17 protein-coding genes are annotated in these 18,509 nt (G+C 71.6%); 6 read left to right on the forward strand and 11 right to left on the reverse strand.

Annotated features, from left to right (window positions below; translation table 11 throughout):
• Positions 1-5: 5 nt before the first annotated feature.
• The 4 genes from dinB to sigJ form a co-directional block, all read right to left on the reverse strand.
• On the reverse strand, positions 6-1,196 hold the full coding sequence (gene dinB / locus Cco03nite_RS13070; protein WP_203692313.1) for a DNA polymerase IV: 1,191 nt from the start codon (positions 1,194-1,196) through the stop codon (positions 6-8).
• Between the two features lie 56 nt (positions 1,197-1,252).
• On the reverse strand, positions 1,253-1,807 hold the full coding sequence (locus Cco03nite_RS13075; RefSeq protein ID WP_203692371.1) for a TIGR03086 family metal-binding protein: 555 nt from the start codon (positions 1,805-1,807) through the stop codon (positions 1,253-1,255).
• Between the two features lie 158 nt (positions 1,808-1,965).
• Positions 1,966-2,664 (reverse strand): DUF6193 family natural product biosynthesis protein, encoded by a 699-nt coding sequence (locus Cco03nite_RS13080; RefSeq protein WP_203692314.1) that lies wholly within the window; start codon positions 2,662-2,664, stop codon positions 1,966-1,968.
• Positions 2,665-2,683: 19 nt separating this feature from the next.
• Positions 2,684-3,622, reverse strand: coding sequence for an RNA polymerase sigma factor SigJ (gene sigJ, locus Cco03nite_RS13085; protein ID WP_239167339.1), 939 nt, complete (start codon positions 3,620-3,622; stop codon positions 2,684-2,686).
• A 193-nt stretch (positions 3,623-3,815) separates the two neighbouring features.
• Here sigJ and Cco03nite_RS13090 point away from each other — a divergent pair, with 193 nt between their 5' ends.
• From Cco03nite_RS13090 to Cco03nite_RS13105, 4 genes are all read left to right on the forward strand, one after another.
• Positions 3,816-4,217 carry a DUF6220 domain-containing protein gene (locus tag Cco03nite_RS13090; protein ID WP_203692315.1) on the forward strand — a complete coding sequence of 134 codons (402 nt, stop codon included), beginning with the start codon at positions 3,816-3,818 and terminating at the stop codon, positions 4,215-4,217.
• 24 nt (positions 4,218-4,241) lie between these two features.
• On the forward strand, positions 4,242-5,285 hold the full coding sequence (locus tag Cco03nite_RS13095) for a serine hydrolase domain-containing protein (RefSeq protein WP_203692316.1): 1,044 nt from the start codon (positions 4,242-4,244) through the stop codon (positions 5,283-5,285).
• A gap of 65 nt (positions 5,286-5,350) precedes the next feature.
• The gene (locus tag Cco03nite_RS13100; RefSeq protein WP_203692317.1) at positions 5,351-6,166 is read left to right on the forward strand and encodes an ATP-grasp domain-containing protein; all 816 of its coding nucleotides are present in this window, start codon (positions 5,351-5,353) and stop codon (positions 6,164-6,166) included.
• 48 nt (positions 6,167-6,214) lie between these two features.
• The gene (locus Cco03nite_RS13105; protein WP_203692318.1) at positions 6,215-7,261 is read left to right on the forward strand and encodes a hypothetical protein; all 1,047 of its coding nucleotides are present in this window, start codon (positions 6,215-6,217) and stop codon (positions 7,259-7,261) included.
• A gap of 6 nt (positions 7,262-7,267) precedes the next feature.
• On the opposite strand, the gene Cco03nite_RS13110 is transcribed toward Cco03nite_RS13105, so the two are convergent.
• The 3 genes from Cco03nite_RS13110 to Cco03nite_RS13120 all read right to left on the reverse strand — a co-directional run bounded on the left by Cco03nite_RS13110 (position 7,268) and on the right by Cco03nite_RS13120 (position 10,919).
• Positions 7,268-8,755 (reverse strand): apurinic/apyrimidinic endonuclease family protein, encoded by a 1,488-nt coding sequence (locus tag Cco03nite_RS13110; protein ID WP_203692319.1) that lies wholly within the window; start codon positions 8,753-8,755, stop codon positions 7,268-7,270.
• Positions 8,756-8,820: 65 nt separating this feature from the next.
• Positions 8,821-9,717, reverse strand: a complete 897-nt coding sequence (locus Cco03nite_RS13115; protein WP_203692320.1) for a TIR domain-containing protein — start codon at positions 9,715-9,717, stop codon at positions 8,821-8,823.
• Positions 9,714-10,919 carry a helix-turn-helix domain-containing protein gene (locus Cco03nite_RS13120; protein ID WP_203692321.1) on the reverse strand — a complete coding sequence of 402 codons (1,206 nt, stop codon included), beginning with the start codon at positions 10,917-10,919 and terminating at the stop codon, positions 9,714-9,716. Before Cco03nite_RS13120 ends, Cco03nite_RS13115 begins: the two co-directional genes overlap by 4 nt.
• A gap of 214 nt (positions 10,920-11,133) precedes the next feature.
• Between Cco03nite_RS13120 and Cco03nite_RS13125 the strand changes: the two genes are divergently transcribed.
• A complete protein-coding gene (locus tag Cco03nite_RS13125) occupies positions 11,134-11,340 on the forward strand; it encodes a hypothetical protein (RefSeq protein ID WP_203692322.1) in 207 nt (68 codons plus the stop codon).
• Here Cco03nite_RS13125 and Cco03nite_RS13130 read toward each other — a convergent pair.
• Positions 11,334-11,603: a hypothetical protein gene (locus tag Cco03nite_RS13130; RefSeq protein WP_203692323.1), complete on the reverse strand. Its 270-nt coding sequence runs from the start codon at positions 11,601-11,603 to the stop codon at positions 11,334-11,336. The two genes, Cco03nite_RS13125 and Cco03nite_RS13130, sit on opposite strands and share 7 nt — an antisense overlap.
• Before the next feature lie 277 nt (positions 11,604-11,880).
• Here Cco03nite_RS13130 and Cco03nite_RS13135 point away from each other — a divergent pair, with 277 nt between their 5' ends.
• Positions 11,881-13,179 carry a serine hydrolase domain-containing protein gene (locus Cco03nite_RS13135; protein WP_203692324.1) on the forward strand — a complete coding sequence of 433 codons (1,299 nt, stop codon included), beginning with the start codon at positions 11,881-11,883 and terminating at the stop codon, positions 13,177-13,179.
• Between the two features lie 70 nt (positions 13,180-13,249).
• Here the strand turns inward: Cco03nite_RS13135 and Cco03nite_RS13140 are convergent, their stop codons facing one another.
• The 3 genes from Cco03nite_RS13140 to Cco03nite_RS13150 all read right to left on the reverse strand — a co-directional run bounded on the left by Cco03nite_RS13140 (position 13,250) and on the right by Cco03nite_RS13150 (position 18,462).
• Complete coding sequence (locus tag Cco03nite_RS13140) at positions 13,250-16,555, reverse strand: discoidin domain-containing protein (RefSeq protein ID WP_239167340.1); 3,306 nt, start codon at positions 16,553-16,555, stop codon at positions 13,250-13,252.
• 126 nt (positions 16,556-16,681) lie between these two features.
• The gene (locus Cco03nite_RS13145) at positions 16,682-17,491 is read right to left on the reverse strand and encodes a carbohydrate ABC transporter permease (RefSeq protein ID WP_203692325.1); all 810 of its coding nucleotides are present in this window, start codon (positions 17,489-17,491) and stop codon (positions 16,682-16,684) included.
• Between the two features lie 11 nt (positions 17,492-17,502).
• Positions 17,503-18,462 (reverse strand): carbohydrate ABC transporter permease, encoded by a 960-nt coding sequence (locus Cco03nite_RS13150; protein WP_203692326.1) that lies wholly within the window; start codon positions 18,460-18,462, stop codon positions 17,503-17,505.
• Positions 18,463-18,509 lie beyond the last annotated feature (47 nt).

Consider the following 18,509-nt stretch of genomic DNA (forward strand, 5'->3'; position numbering starts at 1 on the left):
TCGGCTCAGTCGGGCAGCATCGGCATGACCAGGCCGGTGTCGGCGCCCAGCAGCGTGCCGCGCTGCAGGGAGGTCGTGCCGAACCGGCGGCGCACCGCGTCGACGGCGGCGTCCAGCGCGTCTCGCGGCAGGTCGTCGAAGGGCAGCTCCGGCTGGACGTCGCCGGTGCGGTCCAGGTTGCCCACCGACACGCCGATCAGCGTCAGGCCGCGCTCGGCCACCAGCGGCGACGCGGTCGCGAGCAGGGCCCGGGCGGTGTCCAGCACCGCCTGGGTCTGCGACGTCGCCTTGGGCATGGTCGACGACCGGGTCGCCCGCGTGTAATCGGCGAAGCGCAGCCGCAGCACCACGGTGCGGCCGGGACGTTGCGCGCCGCGCATGCGGCGGGTGACCCGCTCGACCAGCCCGGCGAGCGCGGCCTCCAGAAACTCGACGCTGTGCGGGCCGCGGCCCAGCGCGCGCTGGGCGCCCATCGACGCGCGGCGGCGGCCGGTGACGACCGGTCGCGGGTCGCGGTTGTGGGCCAGGGCGTGCAGGTGACGGCCCGCGCCCTGGCCGAGCATCGACACCAGCGCGGCCTCGCCGAGCCGGGCGACCTGCCCGACGGTGCGGATGCCGCGCCGGTGCAGCTTCTCGGAGGTCACCGCGCCGACGCCCCACAGCACCTCGACCGGCAGCCGGTGCAGGAAGGCCAGCTCGTCGGCGGGTTCGACGGCGAGCAGCCCGTCCGGCTTCGCGACCCGGCTGGCGACCTTGGCCAGGAACTTGGTGCGGGCCACGCCCACGGTGATCGGCAGGCCGACCCGGTCGAGCACGTCGCGGCGCAGCCGGGCCGCGATCGCCACGGGGGTGCCGGCGATCCGGTGCAGCCCGGCGACGTCGAGGAACGCCTCGTCGATGGAGAGCGGCTCGACGATGGGGGTGGTGTCGTCGAAGACCTCGAACACCGCCCGGCTGGCCTCGGTGTACGCGGCCATGCGGGGTGGGACCACGATCGCCTTGGGGCACCGGGCGAGGGCGGCCCGCACACTCATCGCGGTGCGCACGCCGTACGCCTTGGCCTCGTAACTGGCGGCCAACACCACACCCGCGCCGACGATCACGGCACGGCCCCGCAACCGCGGCTCGTCCCGCTGCTCCACCGAGGCGTAGAACGAGTCGAGATCCGCGTGCAGGATCGTCGCCGAGCTGGTCACACCGACATCTTAGTACACCCGTTCGAAGAACGTCGGGAACGCCGGGCGGACCGGGGTCAGGGGGTGCGGCCGATGAAGGCGAGCAGGCGGGTCTGCGGGTCGGCGTCGTCGGGGACCTCGATTTTCGGGCCGTAGTGCCCGCTGGAGCGCAGCGCCGCGTCCATCGGCAGCATCCCCTCCAGCAGCACGGCGCACCGCTCGGCGTCCAGGCGCTCGTCCTGCCCGGTGGCGCGGGCCAGGTCCCAGGTGTGCAGGAAGACGTCGGTGGTGTAGAACATGGCGACCGCCTGGTCCAGGGGCATCGTGCCGATGTTCGGATTGGCGAGGACCTTGTCCGCCGTGGCGGGGTCGTCGAGCAGGGCCTGCACGCCGTCGCTGTGGACCGTCCAGGCGGCGACCGGGTCCTGCGCGACCGGCGGGCCCTGCGGCAGCTCGACCCCCGCGCCCGCCCGCAGGAAGCCCGGGAACCACTCGACCAGGTGACCCACGACGTCACGGGCGACCCAGCCCGGGCACGGTGCCGGACGGTCCCAGTCGCCGGGGGCGACTCCGCGCACCCGCGCGGTGAAGACCTCTGCGGTGCGGCGGTGTTCCTCGGCGGGACCGGTCATCACGTCAGCTCCTTCGGTCAGGCCCGGAGTGGGGATCTCGCCCGCCCGTACGGCCAGGTGAGACAGCGAGCAGGTCAGACCGTCGGGATGTTACCCGCCGGGGGTGACATCCGCGGGCTGCTCGACCGGGTGAGCAGGGTGGACAGCGGTGGCCGCCGTCATTCCGGCACCTCGGCGAGCACGAGCCGCAGCGCCCCGGCCGCGTCGGTCTCCGCGTGGACCCGGCCGTCGGCGGTGAGCACCACGTACCGGTCGGGGGTCGCCACCGGATCGACCGCGGGCAGGTCCCGGCAGTAGGGCCACTTCTCCGTCCGGCTGAAACGCAGAGTCCAATGACTGGTGTACGGCCGCAGGACGCGCAGCCGCGGCTCGTGGAACGCCAGCGCGACGAAGGCGCGCAGCCGCACGCCGATCGGATCGCCACGGTGGTTCTCGTACAGCGAGAGCCAGGTCGCCTCGCGACGGTCGTCCCGTTCCCGGGCCTCGGCGAGGGCCACGGAACCCAGGAACGGCCACGCCGCCGCGACCTCGCCGGGCCGGGTCCCGGCCAGCCACAGCCGCGCCGCGCCCGCCGCCTCCGCGAGATCCGCGGCGTGCCCCGACAGCAGGACGTTCCGGCCGCTGCGCAGCATCAGCCAGAACCTCCGCTGCCACGGGCTCAGCAACAGGTCCGCACGCGACTCACCAGCTGAGACGGTCGCGGTGCGATGCGGGTCTCCACCCTCGCGCGGCTCCGCTCGCAGCGCCAGGCCCTGCCGGTCGAACTCGGCCTGCCACGCGCGGCACGTGTCGCCCACCGCGACGATGTCCGGATACCAGCCGGCCGCCTCGCCCCAGGACTCCCCCGTGTCAGTCACCGCACCATGATGCACGGCGTCATGGAGGCGGTGTCGCCGTCCACGAGCGGAGCTTGTCGGGGTTGCGCACTCCCCAGATCCGCGTGATCCGGCCGCCGGCGACGTGGAAGGCCATCACGGTCACCGTGACGCCGTCACTCTGGGCCACCAGGCCGGGCAGGCCGTTGACCGTACGCTCCAGGATCGTCAGGCCGGGGATCCAGCCCGCGATCTCGACCGCGTAGCGGGCGACCTGCTCGGCCCCCTCGACCGGCCGCACCACCGTGCTGACCCGGCCGCCGCCGTCGGCGATCGCCGTGACGGCGGGGTCGAGCAGGACGATCAGGGCCTGGATGTCCTTGGTCTCCCAGGCCCGCTTGAACTCTCGGACCAGGGCGGCGTGCTCGGTGGCCGGAGCCGCCGCGGCCCGCGCCGCGCGGACCCGGGCGCGGGCGGAGGACGCCAGCTTGCGGCAGGCGGCTGGGGTGCGGCCGACGATCTCGGCGACTTCGGCGAAGGAGTGGCAGAACACGTCGTGCAGGATGAACGCGACCCGCTCCGCCGGGGTCATCGCTTCGAGCACGACGAGGAAGGCCATGCTGACCGACTCGTCGAGGGTGACCCGGTCGGCCGGGTCGCCGCCGGCCGAGCGACCGTCGGCCCACTCGCCGCGGCCGGGCAGCGGCTCGGGGATCCACTCGCCGACGTAACGTTCCCGCCGGGCCCGCGCCGAACCGAGCACGTCCAGGCAGACGCGGCCGGCGACCCTGGTCAGCCACGCCCCGGGCGACTCGACGGCCTGCCGCTGCTCGGCGGGCAGGGCATACCAGCGGGCGTACGTCTCCTGCACCGCGTCCTCGGCTTCGGCCAGCGAGCCGAGCAGCCGGTACGCCAGGTTGATCAGCTGACGCCGCTCGGCCATGACCGCGTCCAGGCCCGCGTCGGTCCCGCCGCCTGCCGGCTCCGGCTGATCGCCCATGTCCCGCCGCCTCCCTTGATCACATCCACTCTGGCCGGTACGCCGCCCGCAGCGCATCCGATGGTGAGGTCCGACACGTCACCTCACATCTGCCGGGGCTGCGTCGTCGGGTCGGTGAGACGGCATCCAGCATCCGCGAGAGGCCCGGCAGCCGGGCCGCGTCGCGATGCGACCGAGTTCGAGGAGAGATCCCATGCGAAAGGCTTTCGCCGCACTGGCGGCCCTGCTCCTGCTGGTCGTCGTGGCGGAGTTCTACTTCGCCGCGAGCGGCGCGGCCGGCCCCGACGGCGCGGCCTACCGGCCCCACCACGTGCTGGGCTATGTGATCTTCCTGCTGCCGCTGGTGATGGCGGCCGCCGCCGCGCTGGGCCGGCTGCCGGGACGGCTCATCGGCCTGGCCGCCTCGGTCGCCGGGCTGACCGCGGTGCAGGTGGTGATCGCGAAGCTCGCCCGAGCGCTGGGCGACACGGCCGGTCCCCTGGTCTTCGGACTGCACGCCGTGAACGGCCTGGTCATGGTCGCCGTGGTCGGGACGGTCCTCCGGCAGGCGTGGCGGCTGTCGACGCCCACGGCACCCGCCGGGCCGACCACCTAGCGATCAGCGCCGTAGGGTCCTCCCATGTGGATCTCCCAGGCAATGCTGCAGGACGCCCTGGACGCGCTGGTGGCTGAAGGAGCGGTGGGCGCGCTCGCCGAGGTGCGCACCGGCACCGGCTCGTACGCGATGGCAAGCGGTGTTCGCGATCGGGGAACCGGCGCACCGGTCGACCCGTCCGGCCACTTCCGGATCGGCAGCGTCACGAAGACGTTCACGGCCACCGCGGTGCTCCAGCTGGTGGGAGACGGCCGGTTGCGCCTCGACGACACCGTCGAGCGGTGGCTGCCCGGCATGCTCGCCGACGGCGCGGCGATCACCGTCCGGCAGCTGCTCATGCACACGGCGGGGCTGTACAACTACACGGACGCCTGGGCCGTGGACGGCAGGCTGGACGTCGAGGTGGTCCTGTCGCGGCGGAGTCTGCGGGTCCGGCCCGAGGACACGGTCGCCCTCGCCGAGCAGCGCGGCGCGCGGTTCCCACCGGGCTCCGCCGTCGCGTACGACAACACCGGCTACGTGCTGGCGGGCATGGTCGTCGAGCGGGCCGGCGGCGGCACGTACGCCGAACACGTCGAGCGCCGCATCCTGAAGCCGCTGCGGCTGGCCGGCACGGTCGTCCGCGACGACGACCCGGGCCTGCCCCGGCCGCACGCGCACGGCTACCTGCCCGGCCCGGACGGGCCGGTCGACGTCAGCGTCTTCGACCGCTCCACCGCGTGGGCCTCCGGCGGCATCGTCTCGACGGCGCACGACGTCAACCGGTTCTTCGCCGCCCTGCTGCGCGGCGAGCTGCTCGGCCCCGCCGAGCTGGAGCAGATGCTCACACCGACACGGTGGGTGACGCCCGGAACGGACAGCGGCCTCGGTCTCGTCCGGGTCCACCTGCCGGGCGGCCCGACCGTCTGGGGCAAGCACGGCGGCTTCTTCGGCTTCGACACCTTCTCGTTCCACGCGCCGGACGCGTCACGGCAGCTGACGGTCTCGATCACGACAGACACCGGCCGGTCGCCGAGCACCGAGGACGTGCTGCGCCTTTTCGGGTTCGTCTTCGGCGGCCAAGGCTGACGGGCCGCGCGGACCGGCGGATAACGGGACGACGGCTGCCCGGCGAGTCGCCATAATCGTCGGTCATGACCACCACCGACTTCCTGGTGCTGCCCCCACGCCCCGACAGCACCGCCGAGCTGCTCGCCGCGGCGGCCCGGCGGCGTGGCCTGGCCGTCGAGCAGCTGCCCGGACCGGTGGTGCCGGACCGGCTGCGCCACACCGCAGGCGGGCGCGGGCACCTGTACGGCGGGCCCGTCCTCGCCGGCGCGGTCGCGGCCGACCTCGGCCTTGGCCTGCTCGAACCGGATGACGACTGGCTGACCCGGCTGCCCTACGCATACACCCGGCGCGACATCACGCTGACCACCCTCGGCGAGGCGCGCTGGTCGCGTACGCCGATGTTCGTCAAGCCGCCGCGGGAGAAGCACCTACCGGCGGCGGTGTACGCCGACGGCTCCCGCCTGCCCGGCGACGAGCGCCTGCCCGCCGACACCCCGGTGCTGGTCAGCGACATCGTGACGTTCCTGGCCGAGTACCGGCTGTTCGTCCTCGACGGCGTGGTGCACACCGCCAGCCGGTACGCGGTCGGCGGCCGGCTCGACCCGGCCCCGCTCGACGCCTGCCGGCATCGCGAGGCCGTGCTCGGCTTCGCGTCGGGCCTGCTCGACGCCTGTGCCGACGGCCTGCCCAGCGCCGTCGTCGTGGACGTCGGCCTGGCCGCTGACGCCGACCGCGGCGAGGAGCACTGGGCGGTGGTCGAGGCGAACATGGCCTGGTTCAGCACGAGCTACGCCGCCGACCCCGACCGTGTCCTGGACGTGGTGCTCCGCGCGGCCGGACCGGGTACCCGCGTCGCTGCACGCGACCGGCCCTTCCTCCGGCCGGCCGCCACCATGTGAACGAGGCGGCGGCCGGATGGCGTCAGGGCCGTCGGATACAGTCCGCGGATGCCGATCGAGACCAGCCGTGGCGGCGCTTCGTTCCCCGCCGGCACGGCCGCCGACGTCGCCGCCCTGGTCGAGCTGCTCGGCCCCGCGGCCGCCGACGGCCGCCTGCGCGAGGGCCTGGGCGAGGAACTCGCGTACGTGGCGGGCGTGTGCCCGCAGCTGTTCCGCCCGCACCAGGAAGAGGTCGTCACCCGGCTGTTCGACGGGTTCGAGGTCGGCTTCGACGACATGTGCGTCCTGCTCGACGGGGCACCCGACGCCTGCGTCGAGCACCTGGTGCGGCGGCTGCGGGAACGCTGGTCGTACCGGGAGGCGTGGGCGCTGGCCGCGATCGGCACCGACGCGGCGCACGCCGCGATCGCCGAGCTCGTCCGCGGCGGCGCGGACCCGCAGGAGTTCGAGGACTGTGGCGTCTGGACTCCGCCGACCGGTCCCGCTCAGCGCCGATTCTCCCCGCACCGGCGGGCCGTCCACCGACGCCCGGCGTCCGGCCCTGTGGAACTGCTCACCGCGGACCATCCGGTCGGGCTGCCGCTCGCGCAGGTCGTCCGCGATCCGGATGCGACCGCGGTGGCCTGGCACTACCTGTCCCTGCGCATCGCCGAGATCCCCGGGATGCCGCGCTGGCCGACCGAACGGGTTCATCTGGCGAGTCCGTGCGGCTCCATGGGCTGGACGCTGTCCGCGGCTGTCGGTGACGACGGCCGCTGGCACGACGAGGTCCTCACGTCCGACGAGGCGGGCGGCGAGGACGATGCCGTCGACAACGACGGCGGGGGCGGCCTCGGCACGGTCCTGCTCCGGCCGTACGACGCCGACCTGGTCTATGCCAACTGGCACATCCTGTCGACGCCGGGTGTCTTCGGCACGGCGGGCGGGCCCGCGATAGGCCTCTACCCGAACCCGCACTGCCGCTCGTGCGACCGCCTGATGTTCCATGTGGTCACGGTGCAGAACTACCTCCGCGAGTACGGGCACGGCTGGCGCACCCTGTACCTCTGCGAGGACTGCCGGATCACGACCTGCACCGCGACCAACTGGAACTGACCGTCCCTACTGGTACGAGACGAAGACCGGGGACGGCTCGACCGCGATGGTCTCCTTCGGCGAGAACGTCGGCTTGTCCTCGTCGTAGAAGTTCTTCCAGCCCCACCAGACCTGCTTCGGCGCCTCGGCGCGTACGTTGTCCCAGGTCGCCATCTTCTCGCTGGCCGAACCGAAGCCGTCGGCGTGGATCACCACGGCCAGCTCGTCGAGGCCGGTGTCGATGCCCGTCCGGCCGGTGATCATGTCGGTGCGGAACTGGTGCAGCATCAGGATCTTCTGCGGGAGCTGCCGGCTGCGGGTCAGCTCGGCGAGCCAGGACGCCGTCTTGTTGATCTCGCCGGCGCCGACCGAGCCGATCTGCACCATGTGCCGCTGGTGCGGGGCGAGCCGCCACTCGGGGTCGAGGGCGAGGCCGACGTGCGGCTGCACCAGCAGTTCCTCGTACCGCTTGGCCTGGGTGAGGAAGTCGGTCCGGCCAGGCTGCAGGTCGAGCAGCACGTAGATGCCGGCGGCACGGGCCGCCTCCACCCAGGGGCGCAGGTGCTCGACCGTGGACTCGTTGGAGAAGTCGCCATCGGGGCCGGGGTCGCTGGACGCGACCGTGGTGATGATCTCGAAGGCGGGTACGACCAGGCCCTTGTCGATGGCGGCGTACTGGTCGGCGACCTTGCGGGCGCGCTTGACGGCGGCCTCGACGCCCTGCTCGCCGAGCGAGCCGAGGCCGGAGTCACCGGGGTGGCCGTAGAGGGCGATCAGGCGGCGGTTCGGGAACACGACCTGGCGTCCGCCGGGCAGCAGCGTGCCGGTGGCGGCCGTGGCGATCCGGTTGCGCAGCCGCTCGGCGGACCCGAACGCGCTGCCCAGCGCCATCACGCGGGCGGTCGGCCGACCGGTGAGCGCCTTGATGACCTCGTCGTCGGCGCGCGGGTCGGGGTCCTTGAGCACCAGCACCTGGGCCCGGCTCGCCTTGGCGGTGGCCGTCGCGGCCGCGGCGTCGGCCCGGTCGAGGGTCAGCACCACGAGCTGGTCGAGCGGGGCCACCGCGCCCAGCCGGGGCAGGCCACCGCCCTGGTACGGCTTGACCTCCTGACCCTTGGCCGCGTTGTCCTTGGCCCAGCCGGTGGCCGCGTCGCCGATCGGGATCAGGGTCTCGGGCGCGAGCCGGCCCAGTTCCTCCCGCACCGCCGCCGCCGTGGTGTCGGCCGCGGCGGTGAGCAGCACCGGCACCCCGAGCTCGACCGCGACGGAGTCGGCCTGCGCCAGGCTCGGCGCGTCCTGCTCGCCGACCAGCACGACCGCCGGGGCCTTGCCGAACAGTGATCGGCTGGCATGGACCGCGAGTTCCGCGCCGGTCGCGCCCGCCACGACGGTGGTCAGCTCGCTCGGCATGACCGTGCGGGACGTGGCTCGCGAGTCGGCGTTGAAGGCCGCGGTGCACCCGCCGGCCAGCAGGACGCAGGTGAGCAGCAGGGGACGAAGCCGGGTTACGTGCATGGTGCGCCTCACAGAGAACAGCAACCGCCAAAGTGGGACATTATGCCCAAACGGTAACGGTCCGCTCACTCTCTGTCCGGCAGATAGTCATTTCGGCACGTGTCGTCCTGCCGCGCCTCCAGGGCCTGCACCCGCTCCCGCATCCGCTGCACACCCTCGCTCGTGACGAGGTAACCCGCCTCGTGCAACATCGCCCGGGTGGCCCCGCCAGGTTCCACCTCCTGCGAGGTGTTCGCCAGCACTGCCGTCACCACGTCGGCGCCGTTCAGGCACATCACGCGTCGCGACTCGACGCTGCCGGCGGGAGCCGCGACCGTCGCGTCGAGCACCCAGGAGGCCGCGCCGGAACCCGAGGTCCACCGCACGCGCGCCCCGAGCAGCCGCTCACCGCGCGGCGACAGGGCACTCCACCAGGTCTGGAACGCGGGCGTACGCCACACCAGCAGCGGCACGTCCCGGGTGCCCGCCTCCCGCCACGCCCCGCGCCCCACCAGCCCGAGCGTGGCGGCGACGGTCTGCGGCAGCGTGTCCGCCACCGGGGCCTCGTGCTGGTCGGCGAAGTGCCGCAGGTAGCGGACGCTGTGCGCGTGCGGTGGCATGCCCAGCGCCACCCGGCCGCTGCCCTCGTACCGGCCGAACTCGACGTTGGTGGTCAGGCCGGGCGTGCCGGGCATCTCGCGCGGGACCCAGAACAGGATCGCGTCGACTACCGACATCCACCGGTCCTCCCAGAGCTGGTGCACGTAGCCGGCCGGCGGGTCGTGGCGGTCGCGCGGCTCCGGCACGAACACCACCAGCGGACCGTCGGCCGACCACTGCCGCTCGATCAGCCGCAGGGCCTCCGGCCGCCAGGACGGCAGGTCGGGATCGCGGGGCATCGGGCCCGCGACGAACACCGACGCCGACCAGCCGGCGGGCGGCTGCTCGCTCGCGTACACGATGGTGATCTTCGGGGTTGTCACAGGCCGACGCCGACCCGCTCGCAGAAGCCCCGCAGCTCCACCCAGCCGGTGCCGCGGCGGGCCCGCTCCAGCATGCCGCGCGCGGTCTCCTGCACGATCGGCGACATGCGCACCCGCTGCGGCGCGATGCGTTCGGCGATCAGGAACTGGCGGATGGCGGCCTGGTCCTGCCCGATGTTGGCCAGTGCGCGGGCCACGTCGATGTGGAATCCGGCCTGCCGGGACACGACCGGCACGTCGTTCGGGTTCACGTTCCGAGCGATCTCCACGGCGCGGCCCGGGTCGGCGCCGTCGGCGTCCATGTTGACCTGCCAGAACCTGATGTTCGTCGGCCCGAAGTTCAGGCCCAGCGCCGCGCTCTGCCCGGTCAGCTCGGCGAGCCGCTCGGCCTCGGCGACGGCACTGACGGACCCGCCGACGTCGCCCTGCGCATACCGGGTGAACGCGGCGACCATCAGCAGCTGGCCGAGCATCTCCCGCGCGTCCGGCAGCCCGGCGGCCTGCTCCAGGTCGGCCACGGCCCGGTCGGCGATGCGCTGGGCGCGCGGGTAGAGGCCGCAGCCGGCGGCGGCGTGCGCCTGCGTCCACGCGGACAGGCCCATGATCACGGGATCGCCGAGCGCGGTCGCGGCCTGGCGGCTCCGGTCGGCGATCATGACCGCCCCGGCCGGGTCGCCGAGGTATCGCACCACGAACGACGCCGTCTCCTGCGCCAGCACCAGGCCGCGCAGCGCGCCCGGCCGGTCCGGCCCGAACGACGCGGCGTGCAGGCCCTTGAGCAGCTCGGGCAGGACGGACGAGGCCCCGGTGTAGTCGCACTTGAAGCGCAGGCTCTGCGCCAGTTCGAGCCGCTGGATGAGCAGGTCGAGCGGCACCGGCTCGGCCAGCGGCGGATCCTCGAGATCGGCCTCGATGACGGCCTGCATGGTCTGTGCCACGGCGGTGCGGGTGTGCGCGTAGTCCCCCGCCACCAGCCCGGCCGCGCCGGTCAGATCCGAGAGCGAGACCTTGAGCGCCTGCGCGATGTCCGCGAGCTGGAACCGGTTGTCGGCGCTGCGCTGCCCTTTCTCGATCCGCCCCCACTGGGTGTGCGAGATCCCGGCCAGCGCGGCCGCGTGCCGTACGGAGTAGCCGCGGATCTCGCGCAGCCGCCTGATCTTGTCGCCGATCGGTTCGGGGGACGGGCGTTCGGGTGACTTCATCGCGTGTCCTACGAGGTAGGCGAGGGGCCGCTGACTCCAGATTAGAGCCCGTGGTGCCAAATGGTGCCACCCACAACGGTGAACCTCAATACCGTCGAGGTAAGGGCCGGAGTAGCTGCCCGCGGGGCGCGCACCGGCACGAAGCCGGTGCCGGGACGCCCATGGTTCGCACCCCATCCGTCCCGGCACCACGACCGCGAACGGAGGCCGGATCATGTCGGCGCTGGACACGCTTGCCGGAGCGATCGCGGGCCTGGCCCTCGGCGTTCTCGCCGGCCTGTGGTCGGCGCGCCGGCGCCGCAGGGCCGCCCCGCCCGCCGACGAGGTGCCCCTCACCTGGTGCGGCAACTGCGGCCAGCCGACCGCCGCGCTGTGCCACGAGCACAAACGGCAGGCCGCGGGCCACCGCCCGGACTACTGAGCCTCGGACGCCGGTCGTACGGCGCGGGGACGCCGACCCGTCACCCGCCGGGGCCAGCCGACGAGCGGGTGATGGGTGATCCCGCCGTCGAGGCGCTCGACGACCACGCCGTACTCGTCGGTCCACATCGACTCGCCCTGCCACAGGAACAGCGGCTTCTCCAGCTGCTGCGGGCTGCAGCTGTTCACCTCGTACCCGAACTCGCTGATCATGAGATTTCGCGGTGCGACCACGCGCCCGCGCGCATCGAAGTCGATCTGCATCGGGTCATGGTCCCACCGGCCGGCGGCAGGCTCGACAGGGTTTTCGGGCCGGGTGCGGGTCACGAATGTCATGACCAGGCAAAACGAACCGACGTCCGGAATTACGATGGACGGGTTCGGGTGCCGTCGACGGTCAGGCGCAACGGGCGTTTCCGGCACGGAGTCCACGACGAGAGCCGTGATGGCGATGTTGAGGCGTACTCGGGCGGTCGGTCGCAGCGGCAGGCCGTGGTCACCGGCCCCGGGCGCGCGCCTGGCGTGCGCGGCGGCGCTGGTCGTGAGCTGGTCCGTGGCGGCCGTGTCGCCCGATGCGGCCCGGTCGGCCGGCCCGTCGGCCGTCGCCCCCGGCACGCAGGCCTGTGCCCCGCCGGTCGCGGGAGCCGCACCGTCACCGGGGGGATCCGTGCTGAAGCAGCTCGACCAGGCGTCCCTGCAGGCCGCCGTCGACACCGCCGCCAAGCAGATGCTGGTCCCCGGGGCCGTGGTGCTGGTATGCACGCCGCAGGGCGCCACCACGGTGCTGTCGGGCACCCTGCAGCGGGGCGCTCAGACGCCGCCTGCCACGGGCACGCACTTCCGGATCGGCTCGAACACAAAGACCATGACCGCGGCGACGGTGCTGCTGCTGGCCCAGGAGGGCAGACTCAAGCTCAGCGACCCGATCTCGAGGTACGTCCCGGACGTGCCCGACGGTGACGACATCACCATCGAGCAGCTGCTGAAGATGCGCAGCGGGCTGTACAACTACACGGACGCGCCGGAGTTCTCGGCGATGCTGGACGCGGACCTGGCGAAGGTGTGGACGCCGCAGGAGACGCTGGCCATCGCGTTCCGGCACCCGCCGAACTTCGCGCCGGGCGCGGAGTACGAATACTGCAACACCAACTACACCCTGCTCGGGCTGGTCGCGGAGAAGGTCGGCGGCGGCCCGCTGGGCGGGCAGTTCCAGCAGCGGCTGTACGGCCCGCTGGGGCTGGACCAGACCTCGCTGCCCGCGCCCGAGGACGCCGCCATCCCGGACCCCGGCTCGCGCGGTTACCTCTACGGCGGCTCGTCCCACGCGATGACCGACGAGCCGTACCCGGCGGACATGCAGGCCGCCATGCGGGACGGCACGCTCGCGCCGATCGACTACACGAACCAGAACCCGTCGTACGCGACCGCCGCGGGAGGGGCGATCTCCACGGCCGAGAACCTCGCCACCTGGATCAAGTCACTGGTCACCGGCAGGGTCTTCGACGCCGGTATGCAGCAGCGGTGGCTGGACAGCCTCCAGGCCCAGAACCCGGACGCGGGGCCCGACGGGCAGCAGTACGGGTACGGCATCGTGTACCAGCAGGTCGCGCCGAACGTCGGCCTGCACTTCCACGGCGGCGAGATGCCGGGCTTCAACTCGTTCATGGCCCATGACCTGGCCAACGACGTGACGATGGTGATCTGGACGAACCTGACGGTCGACCCGGACAGCCGCCCCACGGCGAACGCCCTGGTGCCGACGGTCCTCAACCAGGTCTATGCCGGCCTCGATCTGCCGACCACGCCCGCCCCGACCCCGGCACCCAGCCCGACCAGCTGAAACACAGCCCGGATGATGAGAAGGGCACCTTCTACAACGCGGAGCGTTGTAGAAGGTGCCCTTCCTTGCCCTAGGCGAAGGCCTTTACCTCGAGGAGGCCGAGGGAGGCCGTGCCGGTGGCGGTGAGGGAGACGCGGAGTCTCGTGGTGCTGACCGCGGTGAAGTTGACCGTGTTGTAGCCGTTCTTGGTGAGCGTGTACGAGCTCGCGCCCGGCACGTCCACATACGCGCTGCCGTTCCAGTACTGGAGTTTCCAGGACGACGGCATGTCGATGCCCTGCTCGTCGTCGAAGAAGTAGACCTGGGCCTGCTTCACCGACTGGGCGGAGGACCACTGGATCTCGGCGGTCTGGGTGCCCGTCTCGGGCCAGGTGCCCCAGCGGTTGCCCTGGTTGGTGCCGCCGTAGTTGGAGCTGGTCGGCTCGTCACCGTTGTTGATCGCCGCGCAGCTCTCCCACGAGGAGGTGTAGGAGCAGACCGCGCTGCCCGACAGGGCGAGGTTGGTCGACACCGGCGGGTCCGGCGGCTGGACACCGCCCCGGTTGAAGATCTTGATCTCGGTGAGACCGGTCTTCGCCCCGGAGGCGTTGGTCGCCAGCACGCGTACCCGCTGCGCGTTGACCGCCGTGAAGGTGGCCACGTTGTAGTTGGCACGCGGTGCGGACGGGCTCTTGACCTGGCTGGACACGTTCACCCAGGCGCTGCCGTTGTAGTACTGGATGTCGTACGCCGACGGAGCCCGGTAGGTGCTGGACGCCGGCCGGCTGTCCTTGAAGTACAGCCGGACCTCGTTGAAGGTCTGCGGCGAACCGAAGTTGACCTCGTACCAGTCCTGGCTGTTGGACGAGCCGCCCGCGCCCCAGTAGGGCTCGTTGATCGGGAAGCCGTCCCGGGCCCCGGCCAGGTTGGTGCCCGAGCCGGTGAAGGACGCGCTGGCCGTGCCCATGGCCGCCAGGTTGGTGAGGTTGGCGGTCAGGTCGACACCGGCCTTGGCCATGATGTCGGTCATCCGGGCCTCGGAGTGCACCACCTGGGTCGGGGCCTGCAGGCCCGAGACCGCGGTGTTGAAGGCGACGGTGCCGCTGGTGGTGACCGCGCCCGTGGCCGGGTCCCAGGTGAACGGGACCAGGCTGTTGACGGTGGCGACGCGGTTGCCGTTGATGAAGATGGAGTAGCCCTGCGGGATGCCGGTGTAGCGGACCACGCCGTCGGCCGGGTCGTCCCAGACGATCGACAGGTCGGCGTTGCGGTAGCGCAGGTTGTTGATCGCGAAGTGGGTCCAGCCGATGTTGATCGGCGACAGCTCCACCTTGTTGTCGTTGCGCGGCCGCAGGCCGGCCACGTCCTCGATCACGGTCCAGTTGCTGGACCCGAGGATGTTGTGGTGGATCCAGGACCGGTACGTGATCGAGCTGCCGTTCCAGTCGGCCCAGAACTCGTTGGCGTCCGGGTACTGGGTGTTGCCGTTGGGGTACTGCGCCCAGGCGTTCCAGTACAGCAGCTTCTTGTAGTCCTGCGCGGTCATCCACGAGTTCGGGTAGTTGCGCAGCACCGAGGAGTAGAGCCGGAACTGCACCGTGGAGTTGATGGTGGAGAAGTTGTTCGAGCCGGGCTGGCCCTGCGCGGCCGCGGCCGCCTTGTCCACCTGGTTGGCCGTGTAGAACGGGAAGATGGGGTACTGCTGCGGGCTGTCGTACAGCCGCAGCGCCTCACGGTAGGTGGCGGTGTTCGGGATGGCGCCGACCGCGAACGGGTAGTAGTTGTTGATCTCCTTCCACGGGTTGAAGGTCCCGTCCGGGTACCGGTGCTCGAACAGCTGCCGGCTGGAGTTCCACAGCACGCTGGTGATCGCGTTCTGGATCCGGGTGGCCAGCGTGCGCATCTCGGCGGCCTTGGTGGTGTTGCCGATCGCGTCGTACGCCTGCGCCGCCGCGAGCGCGCCCGAGTACTGGTAGGCCGACTCGGCCCGGTCCATCCGGCCCGAGCGGTAGTGGAACGACACCGCGTCGGCGTCGTTACCGGTCAGCGCGCCCCAGTCGTACTCGATGAGCCCGTTGTTGTTGGTGTCGTAGAAGGCCAGCTGGCCCTTGACGTCACCCTCGGAGTACTTGGCGATGTTGCCCGCGATCGCCGGCTGGCCGCCGTAGATCTGGTAGGCCTTCCACGCCGCCTCGCCGATGTACTGCGTGTAGCTGTTGGACCAGTTCTCCGGGTCGCCCGGGTTGTCCAGGAAGCGCCCGCCCTTGGAGACCTGCCCGGTCGACAGCACGTTGCCGAACGCGTAGATCGGGTTGCGCAGGTACTTCAGGTCGTCGATGTGCATCGGCTGGGTCAGCACGATGGCGTTGTTGTAGCCCAGCACACCCTCGGTCGACGTCGGGAACTGGAACGTCTGCCCCGGGATGTCGGCGTCGAGGTTGTTGAAGCGCATCAGCCACCAGCGGTAGTAGATGTTCTTCTTGATCGCCGGCTCGGCGACGTCGATGTAGGGCAGGTTCTGCGCCCACCACAGGTTGTACGCCCGCACGTGGGTCGCGAACGCGGTCGCGTTGCTGTAGCCCGCGTACGCGTTGTACTCCGTCAGCGACGCCGGGATCTCGTTGGTGACGAAGCCCATGACGACCTTGGCGGTCACGGTCGCGCCCGCGGCCACGGTCACCGAGCGGTTGAGCCCGCCGCTGGACACGCTGAAGCCGTCACCGGACAGTCTCGGGTACAGCGTGGTCAGGTTGTTGTACGCGTTGACCTGGCCGGTCAGCTCGCTGCCGCTGCCCGAGGTGGCGAACGGCGAGGTGGCCCGCAGCTGCAGCGTGCTGGAGCTGGTGCCGTTGTTGGTGATGGAGAAGTTCGCCACGGCGACGTTGTTGTCGGTGATGAACTTCGTCTGGTTGATGGTCAGCGAGCCGCTGGTGTGCACGCTCTTCCAGTGGCTTGGCGCCTGCCAGCGGGAGTTGACCTGCTCGGTCCAGGTGCCCGGCGTCACCGCGACGGTGAACGCGTTGCCGTTGTTGATGCTCTCCCAGTAGGCGGCCTGGCCGGCGAAGCCGAGCGTGCCCGGGGTGTGCGTCTTCATGTACAGCGCACGCCCGCGGGTCATCAGCCAGGTGCCGGCCGGGTCGTTGCCGGGACGGGCCAGCAGCCGGTCCATCCAGAAGTCGGTGCCGCCCGACTCCGCGTTGTAGATGGCCTGCATCATGTTGCCGCTGGTGTAGGCCACCGGCGGGGTGGGGATGCTCGGGCCGCTGAACGTGGGGAAGCCGATGGTCTGCGCCGCCATCGCCGGGTTGCTCGCCTGTACGGCGACCACTCCGGCGGCCAGTACTGCGGACAGGCCGAGTGCCAGGCTTCTGCGCCGGTGGCGCGAAAGCAGTGGCATGTTGTTCACCTCCACTTGGGGGACGGTTGGGGGGAACGCGGTGAGTGTTCGGCGGTGAGAGGTCTGGTGACCCGGCCGCGCCCGCCGGGTAGGCGGGGCGGGCACGGCCGGGGGCTGTCGGGCTGCTCAGCCCTTCAGCGCACCCGAGGTGAACCCCCGGACGTAGCTGCGCTGCATGAAGGCGAACAGCAGGAGGCAGGGCACGGCCATGAAGACCACCCCGGCCTCCAGCGCTGCGTAGTCGATGGAGCCGTGGCTGGCGGTGCGCATGTTGACCACGGCCAGGGTGGTCGTGAACCGGTCGGTCGAGTTCAGCAGGATCAGCGGGGCGAAGAACTCGCTCCACGAGGTCAGGAACGCGAACAGGCCGACGGTGATCAGGCCCGGCTTCACCGCGGGCAGCATGATCCGGATCAGCGTGGAGACGCTGTTGCAGCCGTCGACCTGGGCCGACTCCTCCAGCTCGCGGGGCACGGCCTCGAACGAGTTGCGCATCATGAAGATGGAGAACGGTAGCTGGAACATGATCAGCACCAGGCTCAGGCCGATCAGGCTGTCCTCCAGGCCGATCCAGCCGAGCAGGACGTAGAGCGCGATGAGGATGGTCGCGTACGGCACCATCAGGATCGCCAGGGTGAGCAGGAACAGCAGGTCCCGGCCGGGGAAGCGGAACCGGCCGAAGGCGTACCCGCCGAGGGTGGCGACCAGCAGCGTGCCGGCCACGGTCAGCGCGCTGACCGTGATGCTGTTGACGATGTGGTGCACCCGGATGCCGTTGTCCGAGGTGAACAGGCGGTCGTAGTTCTCCAGCCCGAAGCCGGTGCCGGTGCGCAGCGACGCCCAGCCGCTCCACAGCAGGGGCGACAGGAACAGGATCGCCAGCGCCGTGCCGGTGACGTAATAGCCCCACCGGCTCGTCAAGGATGACCTGGTCATGGATGCCTCTCCTAGGAGCGCCGGCGCAGCACGCCGAGCTGGATGACGTTGAAGACGACGAGCACGGCCAGCAGCGCGACCGAGATGCCGGCGGCGGAGCCGAGGTCGAGGCGGATGAACGCCTCCCGGTAGATCACCATGACCAGCGACGTGGTGCTGTTGTCCGGGCCGCCGCGGGTGAGGATCCAGAACTGGTCGAACGCCAGCAGCGAACCGGTGATCATCATGGTGAGCACCAGGGCGATGGTCGGGCGCATCAGCGGGATGGTGACCCGGCGGAAGGTCTGCCAGCGGCTCGCGCCGTCGATGCGGGCCGCCTCGTACACCTCCAGCGGGATCGCCTGCAGGCCGGTGAGCAGGATCAGCATGTTGAACCCGGCGAAGCGCCACAGCACCAGCACCATCGCCGAACCCAGCGCGGACTCCGAGCTGCCGCTGGTCCAGGAGACGTAGCCGTCGATCAGGCCGATCTTGCGGAGCAGGTCGCTGATCGGGCCGATCTCGTCCGACAGCAGGCCCAGGAACAGCAGCGAGGCGCTGGCGAAGCCGACGGCCATGGGCAGCAGGAACGCCGTACGCAGGAAGCCGACCCCGCGCCGGCGCTGCTGCACCAGCAGGGCCAGCCCGAACGCGACCACGAACAGCAGCACCGTCATCAGCACCGTGTACTTGACGGTGAACCAGACCGCCGAGGCGACCAGCTCGTTGTCGGCGATGCGGGTGTAGTTGTCGGGCACGTTCATCGTCGGCGCGCCGAGCAGCGGCCACTTGTGCAGCGACATCCAGCCGACCAGCAGCAGCGGCACGAGGAAGAACAGGCCGACCATGACCGCGGTGGGGGTCGCGTAGAGCGCCCCGAGCAGGGCGCGGCTGCGGGCGGCGCCGCGCCGGAACCGCCGCGGCGGCCGGGGCGCCTCCGGGGCGGGCAGCGGCCGTGCCGTGCCGCTGCGGGGCGGGGTGAGCGTGGACATCGCGTCTCCGGGTCGGTGGTCGAGGGTGGCCCGGCCGCCGAGTGGGG

This window comes from Catellatospora coxensis (assembly GCF_016862635.1).
In the GTDB taxonomy this organism is placed as follows: Bacteria; Actinomycetota; Actinomycetes; order Mycobacteriales; family Micromonosporaceae; genus Catellatospora; species Catellatospora coxensis.